Below are 22,635 nucleotides of genomic sequence, written 5' to 3'. Positions count from 1 at the left end.
TACGGGGCGTCTCTGACAGTTGGGGGCGACCCTGGGGTGAACCGGGGGTGAGGGGTGTACCGCGCTTGGTGTATGGCTAGTAGCTCGGGAGGCTTATGTGGGGTGCCGGGTGCGGGTGCGTTGTGGCTGGGCGCGCCCACGCGGCGGAGCCGCAAATTGATACAGCCCCGCGCCCCTGACGAGGACTCGGCCCCTTCGGGGCCTCAGTCCTCCTCAGGGATCGACACAAGCCAGCGGGTTTCGCGGCGTGGGCGCAGGTAGAACGCCCAGTAGAGGGTGGCCGCGGCGACTATGCCCCCTGTCCACAGCAGATAGCTCGTCTCCTGTTGCGTGAGGATGTACGCCAGGACCGCGATCAGGAGGATCGGCATTGCGGGCCACAGCGGCATGCGCCACGCGCGCGTGTGCCTGTGTTGGCCTCGGCGGGAGAGCAGGGCAGCTACCGCGACCAGCAGGTACATGCCCGTCACCGACACACCCGTCACGCCGTACAGGGTGTCCAGGTTGACGAAGCAGAGGACTGCTCCGGGGATGCCTACGGCGAGGGTGGCCACCCAAGGGGCGCCGAAGCGGCCGAGCTTGGAGAAGACCGTGTTGACCGGGGTGGGCCAGGCCTTGTCGCGGGCGGAGGCGAAGAGGACGCGGGAGTTCTGGATGACCATGACGATGCCCGCGTTGATGATCGCGAGGGCTACGCAGAGGCTGACGAAGGTGCCGACCGCCGAGTTGGACCAGGCGGTGACCATGCTGCTGATGTCGCCGCCGGCCAGCTCCGAGAGGTCGGACGCGCCCATGGTGATGGCGACCACCGGGACCAGGATGATCACCGTGGAGATCGCGAGGGTGGCGAGGACCGTGCGGGCCACGTTGCGGCGCGGGTTCTCCAGCTCCTCGGAGAGGTAGACCGCCGTCGAGAAGCCCTGGGTGACGAAGAGGGCGATCGCCAGGCCGGAGACCACCAGCATCGCCGTCACCGTGTCCGTGTGGCCGCCGGTGCCCGCGACCTGCATCGAGGTCAGGCTGCCCAGGCCCCGGTGGCTGTGCGTGAAGCCGAGGAGGGCCACGACTCCCGCCGCAATGACCTCCAGGACCAGGAAGATGCCCGTGATCCAGGCGTTGGCGCGCAGGTCCAACAGGCCCGCCAGCGTGGCCAGGAGCATCACGCCCGCGCCGGTCATCGACGGGTTCAGGTGGACGATCGGGGTCAGGTAGTCCGCCGTGCCCATCGCTATCACCGGCGGGACGATCATCACGACCAGGAGCGAGAGGACGAAGACCAGCCAGCCCGCCAGGCGGCCCGCCAGCGTCGACACCATCGCGTACTCGCCGCCCGCGCTGGGGATGAGGGTGCCCAGCTCCGAGTAGCAGAACGCGACGGCGATGCAGAGGACCGAGCCGATCGCGATCGTGAGGGCGGTCGCGGTGCCCAGCGTGCCGAACAGGTCGGGGACGACCACGAAGAGCGTGGAGGCCGGTGTCACGCAGGAGAGCGTGAGGAGCGTGCCACCGACTATGCCGATGGAGCGCTTGAGCTGCCGGGGGCTTCGGGAGCTGTCCGACGGCGCCTCGGAAACGGCGGCCTCGGCAGTGGGGAGGGTGTCGGTCACGGGCCTGATGGAACATTGACGGAAACCATCACGTCAATGGGTGTTCACCTACGGAATCCGTTGATCCAGACCGTCGAGAGTGACGTATTCGGCGTCCGTGGGCAGTGGTGGCCCCGGTTCGGGTTCCTGCGGTTACCGCAGCCGTCGTAGCGAAAAAATGGGGCCGTCCGCGATACGGACGGCCCCATTCAGGCCTGCTGAAGGCTGCTCAGTGGTTGCGCGGGAACCCGAGGTCGACGCCGGTCGGGGCGTCGGCCGGGTCGGGCCAGCGGGTGGTGACGACCTTGCCGCGGGTGTAGAAGTGCGTGCCGTCGTTGCCGTAGATGTGGTGGTCCCCGAAGAGGGAGTCCTTCCAGCCACCGAACGAGTGGTAGCCCACCGGGACCGGGATCGGGACGTTGACGCCGACCATGCCGGCCTCGATCTCCAGCTGGAAGCGGCGGGCGGCGCCGCCGTCGCGGGTGAAGATCGCGGTGCCGTTGCCGAAGGGGGAGCTGTTGATGAGGGCCACGCCCTCGTCGTAGGTGTCCACGCGCAGGACGCAGAGGACCGGGCCGAAGATCTCGTCCGTGTACGCCTTCGCCGTCGTCGGCACCTTGTCGAGGAGAGAGATGCCGATCCAGTGGCCGTCCTCGAAGCCCTCGACCGTGTAGCCGGTGCCGTCGAGGACCACTTCGGCGCCTTCCGCCGCCGCGCCCGTCACGTAGGACGCGACCTTGTCGCGGTGCACGGCGGTGATCAGCGGGCCCATCTCCGACGTCGGGTCGTTGCCGGGGCCGATCTTGATCTTCTCGGCGCGCTCGCGGATCTTCTCGACCAGCTCGTCGCCGATGGAGCCGACCGCGACCACGGCCGAGATGGCCATGCAGCGCTCGCCCGCCGAACCGTAGGCGGCGGAGACGGCCGCGTCGGCCGCCGCGTCGAGGTCGGCGTCGGGCAGGACCAGCATGTGGTTCTTGGCGCCGCCCAGGGCCTGGACGCGCTTGTGGTTCGCGGAGGCCGTGGTGTGGATGTAGCGGGCGATCGGGGTCGAGCCGACGAAGGAGACCGCCTTGACGTCCGGGTGCTCGAGGAGGCGGTCCACGGCCACCTTGTCGCCGTGGACGACGTTGAAGACGCCGTCCGGGAGGCCTGCTTCCGCCAGCAGTTCGGCGATCTTCAGGGACGCCGACGGGTCCTTCTCGGAGGGCTTGAGGACGAAGGTGTTGCCGGTCGCGATGGCGATCGGGAACATCCACATCGGCACCATGGCGGGGAAGTTGAACGGCGTGATGCCGGCCACGACACCCAGCGGCTGGCGGATCGACGCCACGTCGACGCGCGACGCGACCTCGGTGGAGAGTTCGCCCTTGAGCTGCACGGTGATCCCGCACGCCAGGTCGACGATCTCCAGGCCGCGCGCGACCTCGCCCAGCGCGTCGCTGTGCACCTTGCCGTGCTCGGCGGTGATCAGCTCGGCGATGGCGTCCCGGTTGGCCTCGAGCAGCGCCCGGAACTTGAAGAGGATCGTGGTCCGCTTGGCGAGCGAGGAGGTGCCCCAGGTCGCGTAGGCGTCCTTGGCGGCGGCGACGGCCGCGTCGACCTCCTCGACCGACGCGAACGCGACCTTCGTGGTGACCGCGCCGGTCGCCGGGTCGGTGACCGGCCCGTAGTTCCCCGACGCGCCTTCGACGGTCTTGCCGCCGATCCAGTGGTTGACGATCTTCGTCATGCCCAGTTGCTCCTTCACAGATGGCGGCGTCGGGTGGTGACGTGCCGTTCGTACAGCTCTCGTGCCTTGACCGCGGACGATCGGGCCGCGGTCTCGGCCACAGGAACATCCCACCAGGCCTGCGCCGGAGGCGCGCCCGACACAGTGTCTGCGGTTTCGGTCTCCACGTAGACACAAGTGGGAGTGTCCGCGGCCCGCGCCTCGGCGAGCGCCGTGCGCAGGTCACGGACGGTCTTCGCGCGCAGCACGCGCATGCCGAGGCTGGCCGCGTTGGCGGCGAGGTCGACGGGCAGCGGGGCGCCGGTGTAGGTGCCGTCGTCGGCGCGGTGGCGGTACGCGGTGCCGAACCGCTCGGCACCCACCGACTCCGACAGGCCGCCTATGGACGCGTACCCGTGGTTCTGTATCAGCAGCACCTTGATCGCGATGCCTTCCTGTACGGCGGTCACGATCTCCGTCGGCATCATCAGATACGTGCCGTCGCCGACCAGCGCCCACACCGGCCGGTCCGGCGCGGCCAGCTTCACGCCGATCGCGGCCGGGATCTCGTAGCCCATGCAGGAGTAGCCGTACTCCAGGTGGTACTGGTCGAACGACCTCGTCCGCCACAGCTTGTGCAGGTCTCCGGGGAGCGAGCCGGCCGCGTTGACGATGATGTCCGACGCGTCGACGATCTCGTCGAGTGCGCCCAGGACTTGGGGCTGGGTGGGGCGTACGTCGGGCTCGTCGGCCTCGTAGCAGGCGTCGACGCGCTGTTCCCAACGCTCCTTGTCCTCGCGGTACTCGGCGATGTACGACGCGTCGACCCGGTGGCCGTGGCGGCCCAACTCCTTTGCCAGCGCGGTCAGTCCGCCGCGGGCGTCGGCGATCAGCGGCTGTCCGGCGAGTTTGTGGCCGTCGTACGGGGCGATGTTGAGGTTGAGGAAGCGGACGCCGGGGCGTTCGAAGAGGGTGTGGGAGGCGGTGGTGAAGTCGGTGTAGCGGGTGCCGACGCCGATCACCAGGTCGGCCATCCGGGCGAGTTCGTCGGCGGTCGCGGTGCCGGTGTGGCCGATGCCGCCGACGTCCTGCGGGTGGTCGTGGTTCAGGGAGCCCTTGCCGGCCTGGGTGGAGGCGACCGGGATGCCGGTGGCGGACGCGAACTCGGCGAGGGCTGCCTCGGCGCGGCTGTGGTGGACTCCGCCGCCCGCGACGACGAGCGGCCTCCGCGCCTCGCGAACTGCCCTTACCGCTTCGGCGAGTTCGGCCGGGTCGGCGGCCGGTCGCCGTACGTACCAGGTGCGTTCGGCGAAGAACTCGTCCGGCCAGTCGTACGCCTCGGCCTGAACGTCCTGCGGGAGAGCGAGAGTTACGGCCCCGGTCTCGACGGGGTCGCTGAGTACGCGCATGGCGTTCAGGGCGGCCGGGATCAGCGCCTCAGGGCGGGTGATCCGGTCGAAGTACCTCGACACCGGGCGCAGACAGTCGTTGACCGACACATCGCCCGCGTACGGGACTTCGAGCTGCTGGAGCACCGGATCCGCGGGGCGGGTGGCGAAGGTGTCGCCGGGGAGGAGCAGGACCGGGAGGTGGTTGATCGTGGCGAGCGCGGCGCCGGTGACGAGGTTGGTGGCGCCGGGGCCGATGGAGGTCGTGACGGCGTGCGTCGACAGCCGGTTCGACTGGCGCGCGTAGCCAACTGCCGCGTGCACCATGGACTGTTCGTTACGGCCCTGGTGGTACGGCATGACCGGTGACGCGGGGGATGTCTCCCCGCCGGGCACGGTGGCGTACTCGATGAGTGCCTGGCCGAGCCCGGCCACGTTGCCGTGGCCGAAGATGCCCCAGGTCGCACTGATCAACCGCCGCCGTACGCCGTCGCGTTCGGTGTACTGGACGGACAGGAAGCGTACGAGCGCCTGTGCGACCGTGAGCCTCGTCGTTGAGGTCATCGGTGTTCCTCCGTGTGTTCCGGGTGCAAGCTGATCCGCAACTCCGGTACGGCTCCGCGACCCCGTCCGACTCGATGCCCGAGGCCGGGAACCTCAGTGCGCATGCTCCAACACGCAGGGTGATCAGCCGTGTTGGAGACCTCCGGCGCGGGGCCGTAGCGAGCGGGGAGTCGTCGCTCGCACTTCGCTCCTGCCAGGGCGAAGCGGCCTCCCGCGCCGGAGGCGTTCTGTGTCCGGGCGAACATGCTTTCCCCGCCCGGGAGTTGGACCGTCGGGTCCACGAGTTGGACCTTTCGGTCCGCAACAAGTTGGACCTTTTGGTCCGTAATTCGCACGGTACATCCACCGCTGATCGGAAGCACGATCCGCTGCCCGTCACCGGCGGCCGTCATCAGCCGGCCCTCACAGCAGCCCTACGGCGGTGTCGACGGCGGCGGCCACATCTCCGTCCGGCGGGTAGAGCAGCGAACGGCCGACCACCAGGCCCCGCACGGTGGGGAGTTGGAGGGCGCCGCGCCACTTCTCGTAGGCGCCGTCCTGGTCGTCGCCGACCTCGCCGCCGAGGAGGACGGCGGGGAGGGTGGAGGTCTCCATGACCTGGGCCATGTCGTCCGGGTTCTCGGTGACCGGGAGCTTGAGCCAGGTGTAGGCCGAAGTGCCGCCCAGGCCCGAGGAGATGGCGATGGACTTGATGACGGCCTCGGCGCTCAGATCGTTCTTCAGCTTGCCCTCGTCGGTGCGGCGGCTGATGAACGGCTCGACGAACAGCGGGAGTCGGCGCGCTGCCATGTCGTCGATGGCGCGGGCGGTGGACTCCAGGGTGGTGAGGGAGCCCGGGTCGTCGTAGTCGATGCGCAGCAGCAGCTTGCCCGCGTCGAAGCGGAGCCGCTCGATGTCCTCGGCGCGGTGGCCGGTGAAGCGGTCGTCGAGCTCGAAGCGGGCGCCCTGGAGGCCGCCGCGGTTCATCGAGCCCATGACGACCTTGCCGTCGAGGGCGCCGAGGAGGAGCAGGTCGTCCAGGATGTCGGCGGTCGCGAGGACACCGTCGACGCCGGGCCGGGACAGCGCCAGGCAGAGGCGTTCGAGCAGCTCGGCGCGGTTGGCCATGGCGAACTTGCGGTCGCCGACGCCGAGCGCGCCGCGGGCGGGGTGGTCGGCGGCGACGATCATCAGCCGGCCGGCGTCGTCGAGGAGGGGGCGCCGGACGCGGCGCGCGGCGGCCTCGGCTATCGCCTCGGGGTGACGGGCGCGGACGCGGACGAGTTCGGAGATGTCGACGCGGGGGCCGGTGCCACTGTCATGGCTGGAGGGTCCGGAGTTGCCTGCGGGACCGGAGGTGCCGGAGTCGCCTTCGTGACCGGTGAGGCCGTCGCCGCCCTCGTGGTCCAGATGCGCGTGCGTCACGCCGTCCCCGTCCCTGTTTCCGTCGCCGCCCTCGCGCTCGTGCTCGGCGCCCGCCACGCGGCCGGCCCTCACAGCACCGCTCCGGCCGCGATCGCGCCCTCGACCTCGGCGACCGTGGGCATCGCGGACGAGCACTCCAGGCGCGAGGCGACGATCGCCCCGGCCGCGTTGGCGTGCCGCATGATCTTCTCCAGGTCCCAGCCGGCCAGCAGTCCGTGGCAGAGCGAGCCGCCGAAGGCGTCACCGGCGCCGAGTCCGTTGAGGACGTTCACAGGCAGCGGGGGCACCTCGGCCGACTCGCCGTCCCGGTTGACCGCGAGGACACCCTTGGGGCCCTGCTTGACGACGGCGAGTTCGACACCGGCGTCCAGCAGCGCGCGGGCGGCGGCGTGCGGCTCGCGCACTCCGGTGGCGACCTCCACCTCGTCGAGGTTGCCGACCGCGACGGTGGTGTGGCGCAGGGCCTCCTCGTAGAACGGGCGGGCCGCGCTCGGGTCCTTCCAGAACATCGGCCGCCAGTCGAGGTCGAAGACCGTCGTACCGGACTTGGCGCGGTGCGCGAGCGCTGCGAGGGTCGCCGTACGGCTGGGCTCCTCGCTCAGGCCCGTGCCGGTGATCCAGAAGATCCGCGCCTGGTGGATCGCGTCCAGGTCGAGCTCGTGGGCGTCGATCTCCAGGTCCGGGGCCTTGGGCTGCCGGTAGAAGTACAGCGGGAAGTCGTCCGGCGGGAAGATCTCGCAGAAGGTGACCGGGGTCGGATAGTCGGCGACCGGGGTGACCCAACGGTCGTCGACGCCGAAGTCGCGCAGCGCCTCGTGCAGGTAGGTGCCGAAGGGGTCGTCGCCGGTGCGCGAGACCAGGGCGACCTCGCGGCCCAGCCGGGCGGCGGCGACGGCGACGTTCGCCGCGGAGCCGCCGAGGAACTTCCCGAAGGTCGTCACCTGGGGCAGCGGCACGCCCGTCTGCAGCGGATAGAGGTCCACCCCTAGCCGCCCCATGGTGATCAGGTCGTACGCCATCGACTTCCCCTTCGTTTCGGCTCTCCACGGTTTGTAGTCCCGTGGCCCGAGCCCTGTCAATGTTTTGTCCAGACATTCGGACGAGACGTGGACAGCTTGAGGGTAAGGGCTTGCACGATGACGGACGTAACCGGCCATTTGCCGAGTGCGGGTCTGTCCCCGCGCCAGGTGTCAACGCGCCGCGCCTCCGCGCCCGCGTGCGCCTTTGCGTCACTTGCGTCACAAAAGCCCCCTTCGCGTCACACATGTCGCGTGTACGCGGGTCTTGCGTCACACCCGGTCCACAGGCGCTTCCCGTTCCTCACTCTGTGTCGTTGACCGGGCACAGGCTTTGTGATCGCCAGCGCAGCGCACGGCTCCCCCGACGGCCGCCCCCGGCCGCCGCCGCGGCGCGCGCAGGGAGGTGCACTGATGACCGACCGACGGCTCTGGTCGTACAAGGAAATCGCGGCCCACATCCGGGTCCAGCCCGACACCGTCCGCTCCTACCGCAAGCACGGCCTGCTGCCCCCGCCCGACCACGTGGAGAGCGGCAAGCCCTACTGGTACGCCGACACGGTCCGGGCCTGGGTGGCCGCCCGGCCGGGCAACCGGGGGCGCAGGGAGGACTGACCCGAGCCGGCGGGGCGACGCGGTACCGGGTGTCCGCCCGGTGCCGCGTCGGTCGCCCCGGTCGCCCCGGTCGCCCTCGTCGCGTCCGCGAACAGCCAATTCGGTTGCCCGCACTGCCGACCGGCGCCGAGGATCCCCGGATGAACCTCTCCGTCAAACCCGTCCTCACCGGCGAGAAGACCGTCCTCCGCCCGTTCACCGAGTCCGACGCCGACGGCATCTGGCAGTTGATCCAGGACCCGGAGGTCGTCCGCTTCACCTTCGAGCCGTCGACCGAACTGACGCCGGAGCGGCTGCGTTCCTGGTACGCGACGCGGGCCGACCAGCCCGACCGCCTCGACCTCGCCGTCACCGACCCCGCCACCGGTGAACTCCTCGGCGAGGTCGTCCTCCACGAGTGGGATCCCAGCGCCCGCAGCTGCACCTTCCGCACCCTCATCGGCCCCCGGGGCCGCGGCCGGGGCATCGGCACGGAGGCGACCCGCCTGATCGTCGGCCACGCCTTCGAGCAACTCGGCCTGCACCGGATCCAGTTGGAGGTCTACGGCCACAACCACCGGGCCCGGCGGGTGTACGAGAAGGTCGGGTTCGTGGTCGAAGGCGTGCGGCGCGAGGCCATGCTGCGGGACGGGGAGTGGGTCGACGACGTGCTCATGGCGATCCTCGACCACGAGTGGGCCGCCCTCACCGCCACGGCTCGATGACCGTCACCCCTGCTCCGGGTGCCGTGCCCATCGCCGCGAGGGCGGCCGGGGTCTCCTCCAGGGTGATCGTGGACGTGGTCAGGAGATCGGGGCGGAGCACTCCGGACCGGACCAGTTCCAGCATGGGTGGGTAGGTGTGGGCCGCCATGCCGTGGCTGCCGAGCAGTTCGAGTTCCAGGCCGATCGCGCGGGCCATCGGGACCGGGGTCGTACCGGAGGGAGAGGGGAGCAGGCCCACCTGGATGTGGCGGCCCCGGCGGCGCAGGCCGTTCACCGACGCGGCGCAGGTCGCCGGTGAGCCCAGGGCGTCCAGGGAGAGGTGGGCGCCGCCGCCCGTCAGCTCGCGGATCGCCGCCGCCGGGTCCGGGGTGCTCGTGCCGTCCACGCACTCCGCCGCCCCGAACTTCCTTGCCAGGTCCAGTGCTTGGGGCGAGATGTCGACGGCGACGACACGGGCGCCCGAGGCCGCCGCGATCATCACCGCCGACAGGCCGACCCCGCCGCAGCCGTGCACCGCGACCCACTCCCCCGCGGCGACCCGGCCCTGCTGCACCACCGCGCGGAACGCCGTCGCGAACCGGCAGCCCAGCGAGGCCGCTGTCGCGAAGGACATTCCGTCGGGGATCGCGACCAGGTTCACGTCGGCGTGGTCCAGCGCCACGTACTGGGCGAAGGAGCCCCAGTGGGTGAAGCCGGGCTGGGTCTGACGTGCGCAGACCTGCTGGTCGCCGGCCGCGCATGCCTCGCAGGTTCCGCAGGCGCACACGAACGGGACGGTGACTCTGTCGCCGGGGTGCCAGTTGGTCACCCGGGCGCCGACCTCCTCCACTACACCGGCGAGTTCGTGGCCCGGTACGTGCGGGAGTGTGATGTCGGGGTCGTGGCCCTGCCAGCCGTGCCAGTCGCTTCGGCACAGGCCGGTGGCCTCGACCCGGACGGTCACTCCGTGGTCGGCGGGGTGGGGGTCGGGTACGTCTCTTACCTCGGCGGGGTCACCGTATTGCTCGTACACCACCGCTTTCATTCAGGCTCCCATCGCCGTTTTCGTCTGCGGGTGCGTTGTGGCTGGTCGCGCCGTTCCCCGCGCCCCTAAGGGAGTTCTCTCCTCCCTCACTTACACCGAACCGGTCGTGGAAGCGACGCAACGGACCCGGTGCCCACCAAGTCGCCCTCCCCGTCAGCTTCATCACCGCCGGTACCAACAGGCTCCGGACGATCATCGCGTCCATCAACACCGCCAGCGCGATGCCCAGCCCGAGCATCTTGGTGTTGGTCACCCGGGACGTGCCGATCGCGACCATCACCACGGCCAGGATCACCGCTGCCGCTGTGATGAGGCCACCCGTGCGCTGGAGGCCGTGGCGGACCGCCTCGTTGTGGTCGCCGGTGCGGTCGTACTCCTCCTTGATGCGGGAGAGCAGGAAGACGCCGTAGTCCATGGAGAGTCCGAAGGCGACGCAGAACATGAGGACCGGCAGGGTCGTCTCTATGGAGCCGGTGCTGGTGAAGCCGAGGAGGCCGGAGAGGTGGCCGTCCTGGAAGACCCACACGACCGCGCCGAACATCGCGGTGAGGCTGAGGGCGTTGAGCAGCACCGCCTGGAGGGGGATCAGCACGCTGCCGGTCAGGAGGAAGACCAGGAGCAGGGTGACCACGGCGATGAGGCCGGCCGCCCAGGGCAGGCGGCTCGCTATCGCGTGCTTGGAGTCGACCAGGACGGCCGCCGTGCCGGTCACCTTGGTGGTGAAGGGGGCGTCCGTGGCGCGCAGGTCACCGACCAGGCGCTGGGCCGTGGTGTCGACCGCCTCGCCCTTGGGGAGCACCGTGAAGTACGCCGAGTCGCCCTGGACCACAGGGCCGTCCACCCTTATCACCTCGGGCAGTTGGGCGATCCTCGCCTTGTACGCGCTGTACTGCGCCGGTGTCGCCCGTCCCTCGGCGAGTACTTCGAGGGTGCCGCCGGGGTTGCCCGGGAAGCCGTCGCGGATGTGCTGCTGCACGACGTGGGACTCGGCGCCCGAGGGCAGTTGCCGGTCGTCGGCCGTGCCGAACTTGACGCCCAGGAAGGGCAGTCCGAGGAGGACGAGGACGGCTGCGGTGGCGAGGGCGAAGAAGGGGGCCCGCCGCATCACGAGGGTCGCCAGGCGGGCCCAGGCCGTGCCCTCCTCGTCGGAGCCTGAGGCCTTCGCCGGGCGGCCCCGGCGGAACAGGCGCCGTAGATCGAGGGAGTTGACCCGGTGGCCGAGCAGGAGCAGGGCCGCGGGGAGCAGGATCAGGGCGGATGCCGCGGCCAGGAGCACCACCGCGATGCCCGCGTAGGCGAAGGAGCGCAGGAAGTACATCGGGAAGACGAGCATTGCGGCCAGGGAGACCGCGACCGTGAGGGCGGAGAAGAGGACCGTGCGGCCGGCCGTGCGCAGGGTGGTGGCGATGGCGGGCAAGGGCTCGGCGCCGGTGGACAGTTCCTCGCGGAAGCGGCGGACGATGAACAGGGCGTAGTCGATGGCCAGTCCGAGGCCCAGGGCCGTGGTGAGGTTCAGCGCGAAGACCGAGACATCGGTGAACTCCGTGAGACCGCGCAGCACCGCGTTCGTCCCGAGGATGGCGACGATGCCGATGCCGAGCGGGAGGAGGGCCGCGACCGCGGAGCCGAAGACCATCACCAGCAGGAGGAGGGTCACCGGGAGGGCGATCATCTCGGCGCGGGCGAGATCCTCCTTGATGGTCGTCTGCATCTCGTGGCGCACGGCGACGATGCCGCCGACCTTGACCTTCACCGGGCCGTGCGTGCCGCGGAGGGCGGGCGCGATGCGGTCCAGGGTGTCGGTCGTCGTCTTCTCGTCGCCCGTGAGGTGGGCGGCGATCAGCGCCTCGTGTCCGTCCTTCGCGCGCAGGGCCGGGGATTTGGTCCCCCAGTAGGAGCCGACGCCCGTGACGCCCCGCTCGCCGGTCAGCCGGGCGGTGAGGCGGGCGGCCTCGGCGGCCACCGCCGGGTCGTCCACCGAGGCGCTGCCGGTGTCGACGAGGAGCAGGAGGTTGGGCTGGGAGGCCGGGAACTCGCGCTCCAGTGCCTTGGTCGCGTACGTCGACTGGGCGGTCGGGTCCTCCCAGCCGCCGCTGCCCAGCCGGTCGGCGACCCCGCTGCCCGCCACCACGGCGAGCGCGGTGAGCACCAGGGCCACGAGCAGCGACAACCGCGGGCGGGCGGTCACGAAACGTGTCCACCCTCCGAGGCTCGGCGGGCTGTTGACTTCGGTCATCTCGCGGTGCTCCCCTTCACCATGACCCGTGCCTCCGCGCAGGCCGGTGGCAGGGGTCGGCATTGCAATAGAATTGGCAAACGCGAGAGACCGCTCGCGTTTCGCCAGGATCAGAATGCGAGTGACCGCTCGCGTTTGTCAACGCCGTTCGGAGAGCTGGGGATAACTCGTGTCCGTGGACCAGGAGAAGGCCGGCCCCCGCCGCCAGGCCCGCGGCGAGCGCCGCATCGCCCAGCTGCTGGAAGCCGCTGCCAACGTCTTCTGCACGACGGGCTACACGGCCTCCAGCACCAACGCCATCGCCCGCGAGGCCGGCGTCTCACCGGGCACGCTCTACCAGTTCTTCCCGAACAAGGAAGCGATCGCGATCGAGCTGGGCGACCGGCTCATCCACCAGATGCGGGAGACCACCGGCGAGGCGCTCGCCGCGGTCGACCCGTCGATCCCGCTGGAGGAGGCGATCGGCACCCTCGTCGACCGTTTCACCGCCTTCAGCTGCCAGCACCCGGTGTTCTTCGCCCTGATGCACGGCCCGGACATCCCCGGCCGGCTCACCGAGGAGCACGACGCGCTGCACGCGCACCTGCTCGGCCAGGTCGAGGCACTCGTCGCGGCGTTCCTGCCCGGCGCCCCGGCCGCCGACGTCACCCGTACCGCGCACCTGTGCCTGGGCCTCTACAAGGCCGGCCTGGAACTGGTCCTCTCCCACGAGGGCGCCGAACGCGACGCGTACGTCCGGGAGTTGAAGAACGTCCTGATCCGCTACCTGGAACCGCTGCTCGCCGAGTACCGGGACCGGGCCACCGCGGACCTCACCACGACTCGGACCCCCTGACCGCCCCTTCCGCCCTGTCCGCCGCGCCCACCCGCTCGCCCCGCAGCCGCAGCGCGACCAGCGGAAACACCAGCACCGACACCATCGCCGCGCCGACCAGCGCCGCCGCGTCCGCCGACTTCAGGACCTTGTCGTCGACCCCGATGGTGGTGATGGCGACCACCAGGGGCAGCGCGGTGGAGGCGAGCAGGGTGAGGGCGCGCCGGTCCCGTCGTAGGAGATCGCGCGGGGCGAGGACGTAGACCGGAAGGCCTCGTACGACGAGGAACAGCGCCAGGAACACCGGGAGCAGGAGCAGGGTGTGGCCCCCGGACAGCAGGGCGTCCAGGTCGAACTCGATGCCGGTGACCACGAAGAACACCGGTACCAGGAAACCGAAGCCCATCGCCTCGACCTTCTCCAGGACCGAACCCGCGCTCTCCGGGGCCGCACCGTGCAGCACCAGGCGGGTGATCAGGCCGGCGGCGAAGGCGCCGAGGAGGGTGTCGAGGCCGAGGGTCTGGGCGATGCCCAGCATCACCGCCAGGAGGAGGACCACGAGCCGTACGGCGAACTGGCCGCTGCTGTGCAGGGTCTTGGCGATGACCCGGGAGAACCACGGCGGGCGCGGGCGCAGCGCCCACCACACCGCGCCCGCCGTGAGGAGCGCGAACGCGGCCAGCAGGGCCGTAGAGCGGCCGGGCGCCCGCCCGCTGAGCAGCAGGGCCATGGCGATGACCGGGCCGAACTCCCCCACCGCGCCGAACGCGAGCATCACCGACCCGAAGCGCGAGTGCAGGTCCCCGGCGTCGCGCAGCACCGGCAGGACCGTGCCGAGGGCGGTGCTGGTGAGGGCCGTTCCGACGTAGACGCCCTTGGACCAGCCGGCGAGGAGGGTGGCCAGGGCGAGGCCGAGCGCGAGGGAGACCATCCACGCGCGTACGGACCGTTTCAGGGTGTCGCCGCGGATCCGGTCGAACTCGATCTCGTACCCGGCGAGGAAGATCAGCATCGTCAGACCGAGGTCGGACAGGGTGTCGATCACCTGTCCGTCGCCCGCCCAGCCGAGTACGTCGGGCCCTACGAGGATGCCCAGCAGGATCTCGAAGATGACCAGCGGGACCGGGAGCCGGCGGCCGATCCCGTAGGCCAGCAGGGGTGCCAGTACGGCTATGGCCATGATCAGGACGAGCGTCCCGGACTGCGACATGAGGCGTATCTACCATAAAGTGCCGGTAAATCTGCCCTGTAGGAGTACGAGGGGATTCGCCGTGACCTACTCTCCGCCGCCCGGCGCGCCCCGGGGCCGCATCCCCGGGCCGCAGCAGCCGCCGCCGACGTACCCCCAGATCCGCACCGGCCTGTGGAAGCACTGTCTGGGCGGCGGTCTTGCGCTGTGGGCGCTGACCGCGCTGGTCACGTACGCGACGCGGAACACCACCCTGCTGCCGACGCTGATCCTGCTCGGCAGCTTCCTGGTGCCGGTGACCTTCGTCCTGTGGGCGTACGAGCGGCACGGGCGCGACCTGGGTGTCAGCGTGATCCTGGGCTGCTTCCTGACCGGCGGCACGCTCGGGGTGCTGGGCGCCTCGGTGATGGAGTACTACCTGCTGCACCCCTCCCTGGGGATGTTCGTCGGCGTCGGGCTGATCGAGGAGGCCGCGAAGCTCGGGGCGCTGATGTTCGTGCTGCGCCGGCAGCCGCGGTTGCACGGGATCCGCGCGGGACTGGTGCTCGGCGCGACGGTCGGCTTCGGGTTCGCGGCCCTGGAGAGCGCCGGGTACGCCTTCAACGCGGCCGTCTCCACCAAGGGCATCGATCTGCGGGCGCTCCTGGAGACCGAGATCCTGCGCGGGGTCCTCGCCCCTTTCGGGCACGGCCTGTGGACGGCGGTCGCGGGTGCGGTCCTGCTCTCCTACCGACAGCTGAACGGCCGCTTCCGCTTCACCGGTTCGGTCGTCGGCACATATCTCGGCGTCTCGGTGCTGCACGCCCTGTGGGACTCGACGCACGGCATCGCGATCTGGCTGGTGGCCCGGCTGTCGGGTGCGGGCCTGGACCGGCACCTGTTCGCCCAGGGATACATCCCCCGGCCGACCGGCCAGCAGGAGCACCTCTTCACGATGTTCTCGGTGGGCGGAATGGCGCTCGTGGCACTGCTCGGCATCGGCTGGGTGCGGTCGCTGGCCCGCCGCGACCCCTCTTGGAGAAATACCCCCTAGGGGTATACCCTGAAGTTCAGAGCAAGCCACCGTGGGCCACTCCGACCCCAGCTGCCTCCACACGCCTCCACGAGGAGAACGACATGAGCGCCCAGACCGACACCCAGGGTTCCGTCACCACCGTCTACAAGGTGAGCGGGATGAGCTGCGGACACTGCGAGGGCTCCGTCTCCGGCGAGATCTCCGAGCTGCCCGGCGTCAGCTCGGTGAAGGCCGTCGCGTCGACCGGAGAGGTCACCGTCACCTCCACCGCCCCGCTCGACGCCGAGGCCGTCCGCGCGGCCGTCGACGAGGCCGGCTTCGAGCTCGTCGGCCAGGCCTGACACAGCACCGGCACCACACTTCCGTTGTCTCCGACCGGGCCGTGCCGACCAGCTGATACTGGCTCCGCGCGGTCCGGTCCGATGTCTGGAGTCCGGACATGACCAGCACCACCACAGACACACGTATAGCCCCGGTCACCGAAGCCGCCGAAGCGGCCGAGGTCGAGTTGCTCATCGGCGGGATGACCTGCGCCTCCTGCGCGGCCCGCGTCGAGAAGAAGCTCAACCGCATGGACGGCGTCAGCGCCACCGTCAACTACGCGACGGAGAAGGCGAAAGTCAGCTACCCGGCGGGCATCCAGGTCGCCGACCTCATCGCGACCGTGGTGAAGACCGGGTACACCGCCGAGGAACCCGCGCCGCCGGAGCCGGAGGCGCAGCCCTCCGAGGACGACGACGATCCCGAACTCGCCTCCCTGCGCGAGCGGTTGACCGTCTCGGCCCTCCTCGCCACGCCCGTGGTCCTCCTCTCGATGATTCCGGCCCTGCAGTTCGACAACTGGCAGTGGCTCGCGCTCACTCTGGCCGCGCCGGTCGTCGTCTGGGGCGGACTCCCGTTCCACAAGGCCGCGTTCACCAACGCCCGGCACGGCGCCGCCACCATGGACACCCTCGTCTCGGTCGGCACCCTGGCCGCGTTCGGCTGGTCGCTGTGGGCGCTGTTCTGGGGCGACGCGGGCATGGCCGGCATGCACGACGAGTTCCGTCTCACCGTCTCGCGCACGGACGGCGCCTCGACGATCTACCTCGAAGTGGCCGCCGGAGTCGTCGCGTTGATCCTGCTGGGCCGCTATCTGGAGGCCCGCTCCAAGAGGCGGGCGGGCGCGGCCCTGCGCGCGCTGTTCGAACTGGGTGCCAAAGAGGTGGCAGTTCTGCGGGACGGACGTGAAGTACGGGTCCCGGTCGGCGAGTTGAAGGTCGGGGACCGTTTCGTCGTACGCCCCGGGGAGAAGATCGCGACCGACGGCACCGTCGTCGAGGGCGTCTCCGCGGTCGACGCGTCGATGCTGACCGGCGAGTCGGTACCGGTGGACGTGGCACCGGGTGACACGGTCACCGGCGCGACCGTCAACGCCGGCGGGCGGCTGGTCGTAGCGGCGAGCCGGGTCGGTTCGGACACCCAACTCGCGCGCATGGCACGGCTGGTGGAGGACGCGCAGAACGGCAAGGCCGAGGTGCAGCGGCTCGCCGACCGGATCTCCGGGATCTTCGTGCCGGTGGTGCTGCTGATCGCGCTCGGCACGTTCGGGACGTGGCTCGCGGTCACCGGCGACACGGCCGCCGCGTTCACCGCGGCCGTCTCCGTGCTGATCATCGCCTGCCCGTGCGCACTGGGCCTGGCCACCCCGACCGCCCTCATGGTCGGCACCGGCCGCGGCGCCCAACTGGGCATCCTGATCAAGGGCCCCGAGGTCCTGGAGTCCACCCGCCGCGTCGACACCGTCGTCCTCGACAAGACCGGCACGATCACCACCGGCCGCATGACCCTCCAGGAGATCCACGTCGCCGAAGGCACCGACGAGCACGAGCTGCTGCGGCTCGCGGGCGCCCTGGAGCACGCCTCCGAGCACCCCGTGGCGCGGGCGGTGGCGGCGGGCGCGGAGGAGCGGGTCGGCACACTCCCGCCGGCCGAGCACTTCGAGAACGTGCCCGGCCGTGGCGTGCGCGGGCGCGTGGAGGGCCGTGAGGTGGCCGTGGGGCGCCTGTACGACACCCTCCCCGAGGAGTTGGCCCGAGCGGCCTCCGAGGCCGAGAGCCGCGGTCGTACGGCCGTGGTGGTCGGCTGGGACGGAGTGGCGCGCGGGGTCGTCGCGGTCGCCGACGCGGTCAAGGAAACCAGCGCCGAGGCCGTGCGCGAGCTGCGGGCCCTCGGGCTCACCCCGGTGCTGCTGACCGGCGACAACCGCGCGGTGGCCGACGCGGTGGCCGCCGCCGTCGGGATCTCCCCCGGGGACGTCATCGCCGAGGTGCTGCCCGAGGACAAGGTCGACGTCGTACGACGGCTGCAGGGCGAGGGGAGGACCGTCGCGATGGTGGGCGACGGGGTCAACGACGCCGCCGCGCTCGCCACCGCCGACCTGGGGCTCGCGATGGGCACCGGGACGGACGCGGCGATCGAGGCGAGCGATCTGACGCTGGTGCGCGGGGATCTGCGGGTGGCCGCGGACGCGATCCGGCTGTCGCGGAGGACGCTCGGCACCATCAAGGGCAATCTCGTATGGGCTTTTGGATACAATGTCGCGGCACTTCCGCTGGCCGCGGCGGGCATGTTGAACCCCATGATCGCGGGGGCCGCGATGGCCTTCTCCTCGGTGTTCGTGGTCACCAACAGCCTGCGACTCCGGACATTTCGCTGAAGTTCCGCAAAGTTACCGGGAGTTACGGGGAGTTGAAGTAAGAGTCCCTCTAGAGACCGACGACGGCCTCACATAAGCTCTTCACAAGGCTCGTGCATCATCCTTACGCTGGGGCCCCGACCGCGACATCGGGGCTCTTGCGCATCTAACGGACATATGCAAGAGACGCAGATCACAGTGATGTGAACGTAACCATCGAAGGGGTTCGAAGGTCTAAGTTGACGATGTCAGCAAGCGTCTTGGGGGGCGCGAACTGGCATCTGAGGATGTCTTGGGGGACTTCCTCAGAGATGCGTTGCCGGGACACGTACACCGGGGAGCTTTGAGCGGCCCTCCCGTCGTGCGGTGTCCCGGCAGATCGCACACATCACTGGCTCCACCCAGTAGTACGAGGAGTTTTGCTCGTTCTGCTCAGTTCGACGAAGCTCAGTTTCATCGAGCTTCGGCACGACAGCGATTCAGGCGCTGGTTCTCACAGGCGCCCGGCCGGATCCCGTGGGGGGAATCCGCACCGGGACATGGGAAGGCGCCCTGTACGCCGGCCCGTGGGGGGACCGTCGGCAGGGCGCCTTCTTCCATCTTTTTTTGAGGCTCGGTTCGCCTCCGGGGCGCATAAGTCGTTGTCGAGAGGCCGACCGTGCTCGACCCTGCGGGCCTCCGCGCTCCCCCACTCTCGGCTTCGCTCGAGCGGGAGGGGCCCCCATGCCCTCTCGACAACGACGCGCCCCTTCGGCTCACTCGCCGCTTGAGGCGAGGGGGTCGAAAGGGCGCCGTGTTGCAGCACCGCCGGTTTTGGCTTTCAGGGGCGCGAGCAACTGCGCGACCAGCCCCCACCGGACCCGCAATGGACGAACTACGGACCCGGCGGAGCTGTTGGCGGAGTGGTCAGCGACCCTCGACCGGCACGAAGTCCCGCTCGACGACGCCCGTGTAGATCTGACGCGGGCGCCCGATACGCGAACCGGGCTCCTTGATCATCTCGTGCCACTGGGCGATCCAGCCCGGGAGGCGGCCCAGGGCGAACAGGACCGTGAACATCTCGGTCGGGAAGCCCATCGCCCGGTAGATCAGACCGGTGTAGAAGTCGACGTTCGGGTAGAGGTTGCGCGAGACGAAGTAGTCGTCCGACAGCGCGTGCTCCTCCAGCTTCAGCGCGATGTCCAGCAGCTCGTCGGACTTGCCGAGGGCCGAGAGGACGTCGTGCGCGGCAGCCTTGATGATCTTGGCGCGCGGGTCGAAGGACTTGTACACCCGGTGGCCGAAGCCCATCAGGCGGACGCCGTCCTCCTTGTTCTTCACCTTGCGGATGAAGGAGTCGACATCGCCGCCGTTGGCCTGGATGCCCTCCAGCATCTCCAGGACCGACTGGTTGGCGCCGCCGTGCAGCGGGCCCCACAGCGCGTTGATGCCGGCCGAGATCGAGGCGAACATGTTGGCCTGCGAGGAGCCGACGAGGCGGACCGTGGAGGTCGAACAGTTCTGCTCGTGGTCGGCGTGCAGGATGAGCAGCTTGTCGAGCGCGGAGACGACGACCGGGTCGAGGTCGTACTCCTGGGCGGGGACCGAGAAGGTCATGCGCAGGAAGTTCTCGACGTAGCCGAGGTCGTTGCGCGGGTAGACGAACGGGTGACCGATCGACTTCTTGTACGCGTACGCCGCGATCGTCGGAAGCTTCGCGAGCAGCCGGATCGTGGAGAGGTTGCGCTGCTTCTCGTCGAACGGGTTGTGGCTGTCCTGGTAGAAGGTGGACAGCGCCGAGACGACCGACGACAGCATCGCCATCGGGTGGGCGTCGCGCGGGAAGCCCTTGTAGAAGTTCTTGACGTCCTCGTGCAGCAGGGTGTGCTGCGTGATGTCGTTCTTGAACACGGTGAGCTCGTCGACGGTCGGCAGCTCGCCGTTGATCAGCAGGTAGGCGACCTCCACGAACGTGGAACGCTCGGCCAGCTGCTCGATCGGGTAGCCGCGGTACCGGAGGATGCCCTGCTCACCGTCGAGGTAGGTGATGGCGGATTTATAGGCGGCGGTGTTCCCATAACCGCTGTCCAGCGTCACCAGACCGGTCTGAGCACGGAGCTTCCCGATGTCGAAGCCCTTGTCGCCGACGGTGCTGTCGATCACCGGGTAGGTGTACTCGCCGTCGCCGAACCGCAGTACTACAGAGTTGTCGCTCACGTCATCCCTCACCGACGTTGTGCCTCTTCTTCGAGGTTGCCCTGACTGTCTCTACCATCCCCCATTTGGCGCAGGAGAGTGCACTCGGGGTCGACCATTGGGCCTATTGGCGGCACTGAGTGCCGTCAACCTGTTCATCCTGCCCCCTCCACCCCGCTGTCAGGAAGTGCTGTGTGACCTTCACGACTCATTTGATCGATCATTTTTTACGGTCAGTCGGAAGTCCAGTGCCGTGCAGCGCCGCCCCGCCGACACCGTACGCACGGCCTGTCCGATCGCCTTGCGCGAGCCGACCAGCACGACCAGCTGTTTCGCCCGGGTCACGGCCGTATACAGCAGGTTCCGCTGAAGCATCGTCCACGCGCTCGTGGTGACCGGGATCACGACGGCCGGATATTCACTGCCCTGCGAACGGTGAATTGTCACCGCATACGCGTGCGCCAACTCGTCCAGTTCATCGAATTCGTACGGAACCTCCTCGTCCTCGTCCGTCAGCACGGTGAGGCGCTGGTCCACCGGGTCGAGTGAGGTGACGACGCCGACCGTGCCGTTGAAGACGCCGTTGGCGCCCTTGTCGTAGTTGTTGCGGATCTGGGTGACCTTGTCGCCGACTCTGAACACCCGCCCGCCGAACCGCTTCTCGGCGAGGTCGGGCCGGCCGGGCGTGATCGCCTGCTGCAGCAGCCCGTTGAGATTGCCCGCGCCCGCCGGTCCCCGGTGCATGGGCGCGAGCACCTGCACGTCCCGGCGCGGGTCGAGCCCGAACTTGGCCGGAATCCGGCGCGCCACCACGTCCACGGTGAGCCGGCCGACCTCCTCCGTGTCGTCCTCGACGAAGAGGAAGAAGTCCTTCATGCCGTCGGTGACGGGGTGTTGGCCGGAGTTGATCCGGTGCGCGTTGGTGATGACGCCGGACTGCTGGGCCTGCCGGAACACGCGCGTGAGCCGTACGGCGGGGATGGGCCCGCCCTCGGTCAGCATGTCCCGCAGCACCTCGCCGGCGCCGACGCTGGGGAGTTGGTCCACGTCACCGACGAAGAGGAGGTGTGCCCCCGGGGGTACGGCTTTGACGAGCTTGTTGGCGAGGAGGAGGTCGAGCATGGATGCCTCGTCGACCACGACGAGGTCCGCGTCCAGGGGCCGGTCCTTGTCGTAGGCGGCATCGCCCCCGGGTTTGAGTTCGAGGAGACGGTGAACGGTCGATGCCTCGGCGCCGGTGAGTTCGGCAAGTCGCTTGGCGGCACGGCCGGTTGGGGCGGCGAGGACGACCTTGGCCTTCTTGGCGCGGGCGAGTTCGACGATCGAGCGCACGGTGAAGGACTTCCCGCAGCCGGGGCCGCCGGTGAGAACGGCGACCTTCTTGGTGAGCGCGAGCCGGACGGCAGCCTCCTGCTCGGGCGCGAGCTCCACACCGGTCCTCCCCTTCAACCAGCCCAGCGCCTTGTCCCAGGCCACGTCGTGGAAGCCGGGCATACGGTCGGCCTGCGTGTGCAGAAGGCGGCGGAGCTGGGCGGCGAGGGAGAGTTCGGCGCGGTGGAAGGGGACGAGGTAGACGGCGGTGACGGGTTCGGAGTCGCCGTCGGGCCCGGGGAGTTTTTCGCGTACGACACCCGGGTCGCCCGACTCCTCGTCGGAGAGGGCGAGTTCGGCGAGGCACTCGATGACGAGGCCGGTGTCGACCTGGAGCAGCTTCACCGCGTCGGCGATGAGCCGTTCCTCGGGGAGATAGCAGTTGCCCTGGTCCGTCGCCTGCGAAAGGGCGTACTGCAGCCCCGCCTTGACGCGCTCCGGACTGTCATGGGGAATCCCGACGGACTGGGCGATCTTGTCGGCGGTGAGGAAGCCGATGCCCCAGACGTCGGAGGCGAGGCGGTACGGCTGGTTCTTGACGACGGAGATGGAGGCGTCGCCGTACTTCTTGTAGATGCGCACGGCGATGGACGTGGACACCTCGACGGTCTGGAGGAAGAGCATGACCTCCTTGATCGCCTTCTGCTCCTCCCAGGCCTCGGCGATCTTCTTGGTCCGCTTGGGCCCGAGCCCCGGGACCTCGATCAGCCGCTTGGGCTCCTCCTCGATGATCTGGAGCGTGTCCATGCCGAAGTGCTGCGTGATGCGGTCGGCGAAGACGGGCCCGATGCCCTTGACGAGGCCGGAGCCGAGGTAGCGGCGGATGCCCTGGATGGTGGCGGGGAGGACGGTCGTGTAGTTCTCGACGGTGAACTGCTTGCCGTACTGGGGGTGCGAGCCCCAACGGCCTTCCATCCGGAGGGATTCGCCGGCCTGGGCACCGAGCAGCGCGCCGACGACGGTCAGCAGGTCTCCGCCGCCGCGGCCGGTGTCGACGCGGGCGACCGTGTAGCCGTTGTCCTCGTTGGCGTAGGTGATCCGCTCCAGGACCCCTTCGAGGACGGCGAGACGGCGCTCGTTTGTGGGGTTCCCCGCGGTTGTCGGCTGGGTGGGCATGGGTCCGACGGTAGCGGGTGGGTGTGACAG

Annotated in this window: 16 protein-coding genes and 1 pseudogene; 6 read left to right on the top strand and 11 right to left on the bottom strand. The window is 69.7% G+C overall.

Going from position 1 to position 22,635, the window contains the following annotated elements:
* Positions 1-203: 203 nt before the first annotated feature.
* The 6 genes and pseudogenes from JHN45_RS21005 to iolC form a co-directional block, all read right to left on the bottom strand.
* On the bottom strand, positions 204-1,607 hold the full coding sequence (locus JHN45_RS21005) for an APC family permease (protein ID WP_201050025.1): 1,404 nt from the start codon (positions 1,605-1,607) through the stop codon (positions 204-206).
* Positions 1,608-1,815: 208 nt separating this feature from the next.
* Positions 1,816-3,318, bottom strand: coding sequence for a CoA-acylating methylmalonate-semialdehyde dehydrogenase (mmsA, locus tag JHN45_RS21000; RefSeq protein ID WP_019065702.1), 1,503 nt, complete (start codon positions 3,316-3,318; stop codon positions 1,816-1,818).
* Positions 3,319-3,332: 14 nt separating this feature from the next.
* Positions 3,333-5,249 (bottom strand): 3D-(3,5/4)-trihydroxycyclohexane-1,2-dione acylhydrolase (decyclizing), encoded by a 1,917-nt coding sequence (iolD, locus tag JHN45_RS20995; RefSeq protein ID WP_201050024.1) that lies wholly within the window; start codon positions 5,247-5,249, stop codon positions 3,333-3,335.
* Positions 5,250-5,386: 137 nt separating this feature from the next.
* Positions 5,387-5,482: pseudogene (locus tag JHN45_RS54720) on the bottom strand (5-deoxy-glucuronate isomerase); the annotation flags it as partial.
* Between the two features lie 169 nt (positions 5,483-5,651).
* On the bottom strand, positions 5,652-6,725 hold the full coding sequence (locus tag JHN45_RS20990; protein WP_374195631.1) for a deoxyribose-phosphate aldolase: 1,074 nt from the start codon (positions 6,723-6,725) through the stop codon (positions 5,652-5,654).
* Positions 6,722-7,672, bottom strand: a complete 951-nt coding sequence (iolC, locus tag JHN45_RS20985) for a 5-dehydro-2-deoxygluconokinase (RefSeq protein WP_201050023.1) — start codon at positions 7,670-7,672, stop codon at positions 6,722-6,724. Before iolC ends, JHN45_RS20990 begins: the two co-directional genes overlap by 4 nt.
* Before the next feature lie 411 nt (positions 7,673-8,083).
* Between iolC and JHN45_RS20980 the strand changes: the two genes are divergently transcribed.
* On the top strand, positions 8,084-8,284 hold the full coding sequence (locus JHN45_RS20980; RefSeq protein ID WP_200711938.1) for an AlpA family transcriptional regulator: 201 nt from the start codon (positions 8,084-8,086) through the stop codon (positions 8,282-8,284).
* A gap of 140 nt (positions 8,285-8,424) precedes the next feature.
* The gene (locus JHN45_RS20975) at positions 8,425-8,988 is read left to right on the top strand and encodes a GNAT family N-acetyltransferase (protein ID WP_201050022.1); all 564 of its coding nucleotides are present in this window, start codon (positions 8,425-8,427) and stop codon (positions 8,986-8,988) included.
* On the opposite strand, the gene JHN45_RS20970 is transcribed toward JHN45_RS20975, so the two are convergent.
* Positions 8,969-10,012, bottom strand: a complete 1,044-nt coding sequence (locus JHN45_RS20970) for a zinc-dependent alcohol dehydrogenase family protein (protein WP_201050021.1) — start codon at positions 10,010-10,012, stop codon at positions 8,969-8,971. The two genes, JHN45_RS20975 and JHN45_RS20970, sit on opposite strands and share 20 nt — an antisense overlap.
* Positions 9,981-12,248, bottom strand: coding sequence for an MMPL family transporter (locus JHN45_RS20965; RefSeq protein ID WP_201050020.1), 2,268 nt, complete (start codon positions 12,246-12,248; stop codon positions 9,981-9,983). The genes JHN45_RS20970 and JHN45_RS20965 overlap by 32 nt, the downstream gene beginning before the upstream one ends.
* Before the next feature lie 169 nt (positions 12,249-12,417).
* On the opposite strand from JHN45_RS20965, the gene JHN45_RS20960 reads away from it, so the two are divergent.
* Positions 12,418-13,083, top strand: a complete 666-nt coding sequence (locus JHN45_RS20960) for a TetR/AcrR family transcriptional regulator (RefSeq protein ID WP_200711942.1) — start codon at positions 12,418-12,420, stop codon at positions 13,081-13,083.
* Here the strand turns inward: JHN45_RS20960 and JHN45_RS20955 are convergent.
* Positions 13,061-14,272 (bottom strand): cation:proton antiporter, encoded by a 1,212-nt coding sequence (locus JHN45_RS20955; RefSeq protein ID WP_201050019.1) that lies wholly within the window; start codon positions 14,270-14,272, stop codon positions 13,061-13,063. The genes JHN45_RS20960 and JHN45_RS20955 overlap by 23 nt on opposite strands.
* A gap of 61 nt (positions 14,273-14,333) precedes the next feature.
* Between JHN45_RS20955 and JHN45_RS20950 the strand changes: the two genes are divergently transcribed.
* The 3 genes from JHN45_RS20950 to JHN45_RS20940 all read left to right on the top strand — a co-directional run bounded on the left by JHN45_RS20950 (position 14,334) and on the right by JHN45_RS20940 (position 17,964).
* Positions 14,334-15,284, top strand: coding sequence for a PrsW family intramembrane metalloprotease (locus tag JHN45_RS20950; RefSeq protein WP_201050018.1), 951 nt, complete (start codon positions 14,334-14,336; stop codon positions 15,282-15,284).
* Between the two features lie 83 nt (positions 15,285-15,367).
* The gene (locus JHN45_RS20945) at positions 15,368-15,607 is read left to right on the top strand and encodes a heavy-metal-associated domain-containing protein (protein ID WP_200711945.1); all 240 of its coding nucleotides are present in this window, start codon (positions 15,368-15,370) and stop codon (positions 15,605-15,607) included.
* Between the two features lie 98 nt (positions 15,608-15,705).
* Positions 15,706-17,964, top strand: coding sequence for a cation-translocating P-type ATPase (locus JHN45_RS20940; protein ID WP_201050017.1), 2,259 nt, complete (start codon positions 15,706-15,708; stop codon positions 17,962-17,964).
* Positions 17,965-18,849: 885 nt separating this feature from the next.
* Here JHN45_RS20940 and JHN45_RS20935 read toward each other — a convergent pair.
* Positions 18,850-20,139, bottom strand: coding sequence for a citrate synthase (locus tag JHN45_RS20935; RefSeq protein WP_093626980.1), 1,290 nt, complete (start codon positions 20,137-20,139; stop codon positions 18,850-18,852).
* Positions 20,140-20,319: 180 nt separating this feature from the next.
* Positions 20,320-22,605 (bottom strand): ATP-dependent RecD-like DNA helicase, encoded by a 2,286-nt coding sequence (locus JHN45_RS20930; protein WP_201050016.1) that lies wholly within the window; start codon positions 22,603-22,605, stop codon positions 20,320-20,322.
* Positions 22,606-22,635: the final 30 nt, after the last annotated feature.

The organism is Streptomyces sp. MBT53 (assembly GCF_016654115.1).
Lineage (GTDB): Bacteria > Actinomycetota > Actinomycetes > Streptomycetales > Streptomycetaceae > Streptomyces.
The sequence above is the reverse complement of the archived record's forward strand: the minus strand, read 5'-3'. Positions and strand labels throughout refer to the sequence as shown.

Bases quoted from the DNA above. Each gene is read 5' to 3' on its own strand.
- JHN45_RS20945 (WP_200711945.1), top strand. From the start codon at position 15,368: ATGAGCGCCCAGACCGACACCCAGGGTTCCGTCACCACCGTCTACAAG.
- iolD (WP_201050024.1), bottom strand. From the start codon at position 5,249: ATGACCTCAACGACGAGGCTCACGGTCGCACAGGCGCTCGTACGCTTC.
- JHN45_RS20980 (WP_200711938.1), top strand. From the start codon at position 8,084: ATGACCGACCGACGGCTCTGGTCGTACAAGGAAATCGCGGCCCACATC.
- JHN45_RS20975 (WP_201050022.1), top strand. From the start codon at position 8,425: ATGAACCTCTCCGTCAAACCCGTCCTCACCGGCGAGAAGACCGTCCTC.
- JHN45_RS20970 (WP_201050021.1), bottom strand. From the start codon at position 10,012: ATGAAAGCGGTGGTGTACGAGCAATACGGTGACCCCGCCGAGGTAAGA.
- JHN45_RS20940 (WP_201050017.1), top strand. From the start codon at position 15,706: ATGACCAGCACCACCACAGACACACGTATAGCCCCGGTCACCGAAGCC.
- iolC (WP_201050023.1), bottom strand. From the start codon at position 7,672: ATGGCGTACGACCTGATCACCATGGGGCGGCTAGGGGTGGACCTCTAT.
- JHN45_RS20955 (WP_201050019.1), bottom strand. From the start codon at position 14,272: ATGTCGCAGTCCGGGACGCTCGTCCTGATCATGGCCATAGCCGTACTG.
- JHN45_RS20930 (WP_201050016.1), bottom strand. From the start codon at position 22,605: ATGCCCACCCAGCCGACAACCGCGGGGAACCCCACAAACGAGCGCCGT.
- mmsA (WP_019065702.1), bottom strand. From the start codon at position 3,318: ATGACGAAGATCGTCAACCACTGGATCGGCGGCAAGACCGTCGAAGGC.
- JHN45_RS20965 (WP_201050020.1), bottom strand. From the start codon at position 12,248: ATGACCGAAGTCAACAGCCCGCCGAGCCTCGGAGGGTGGACACGTTTC.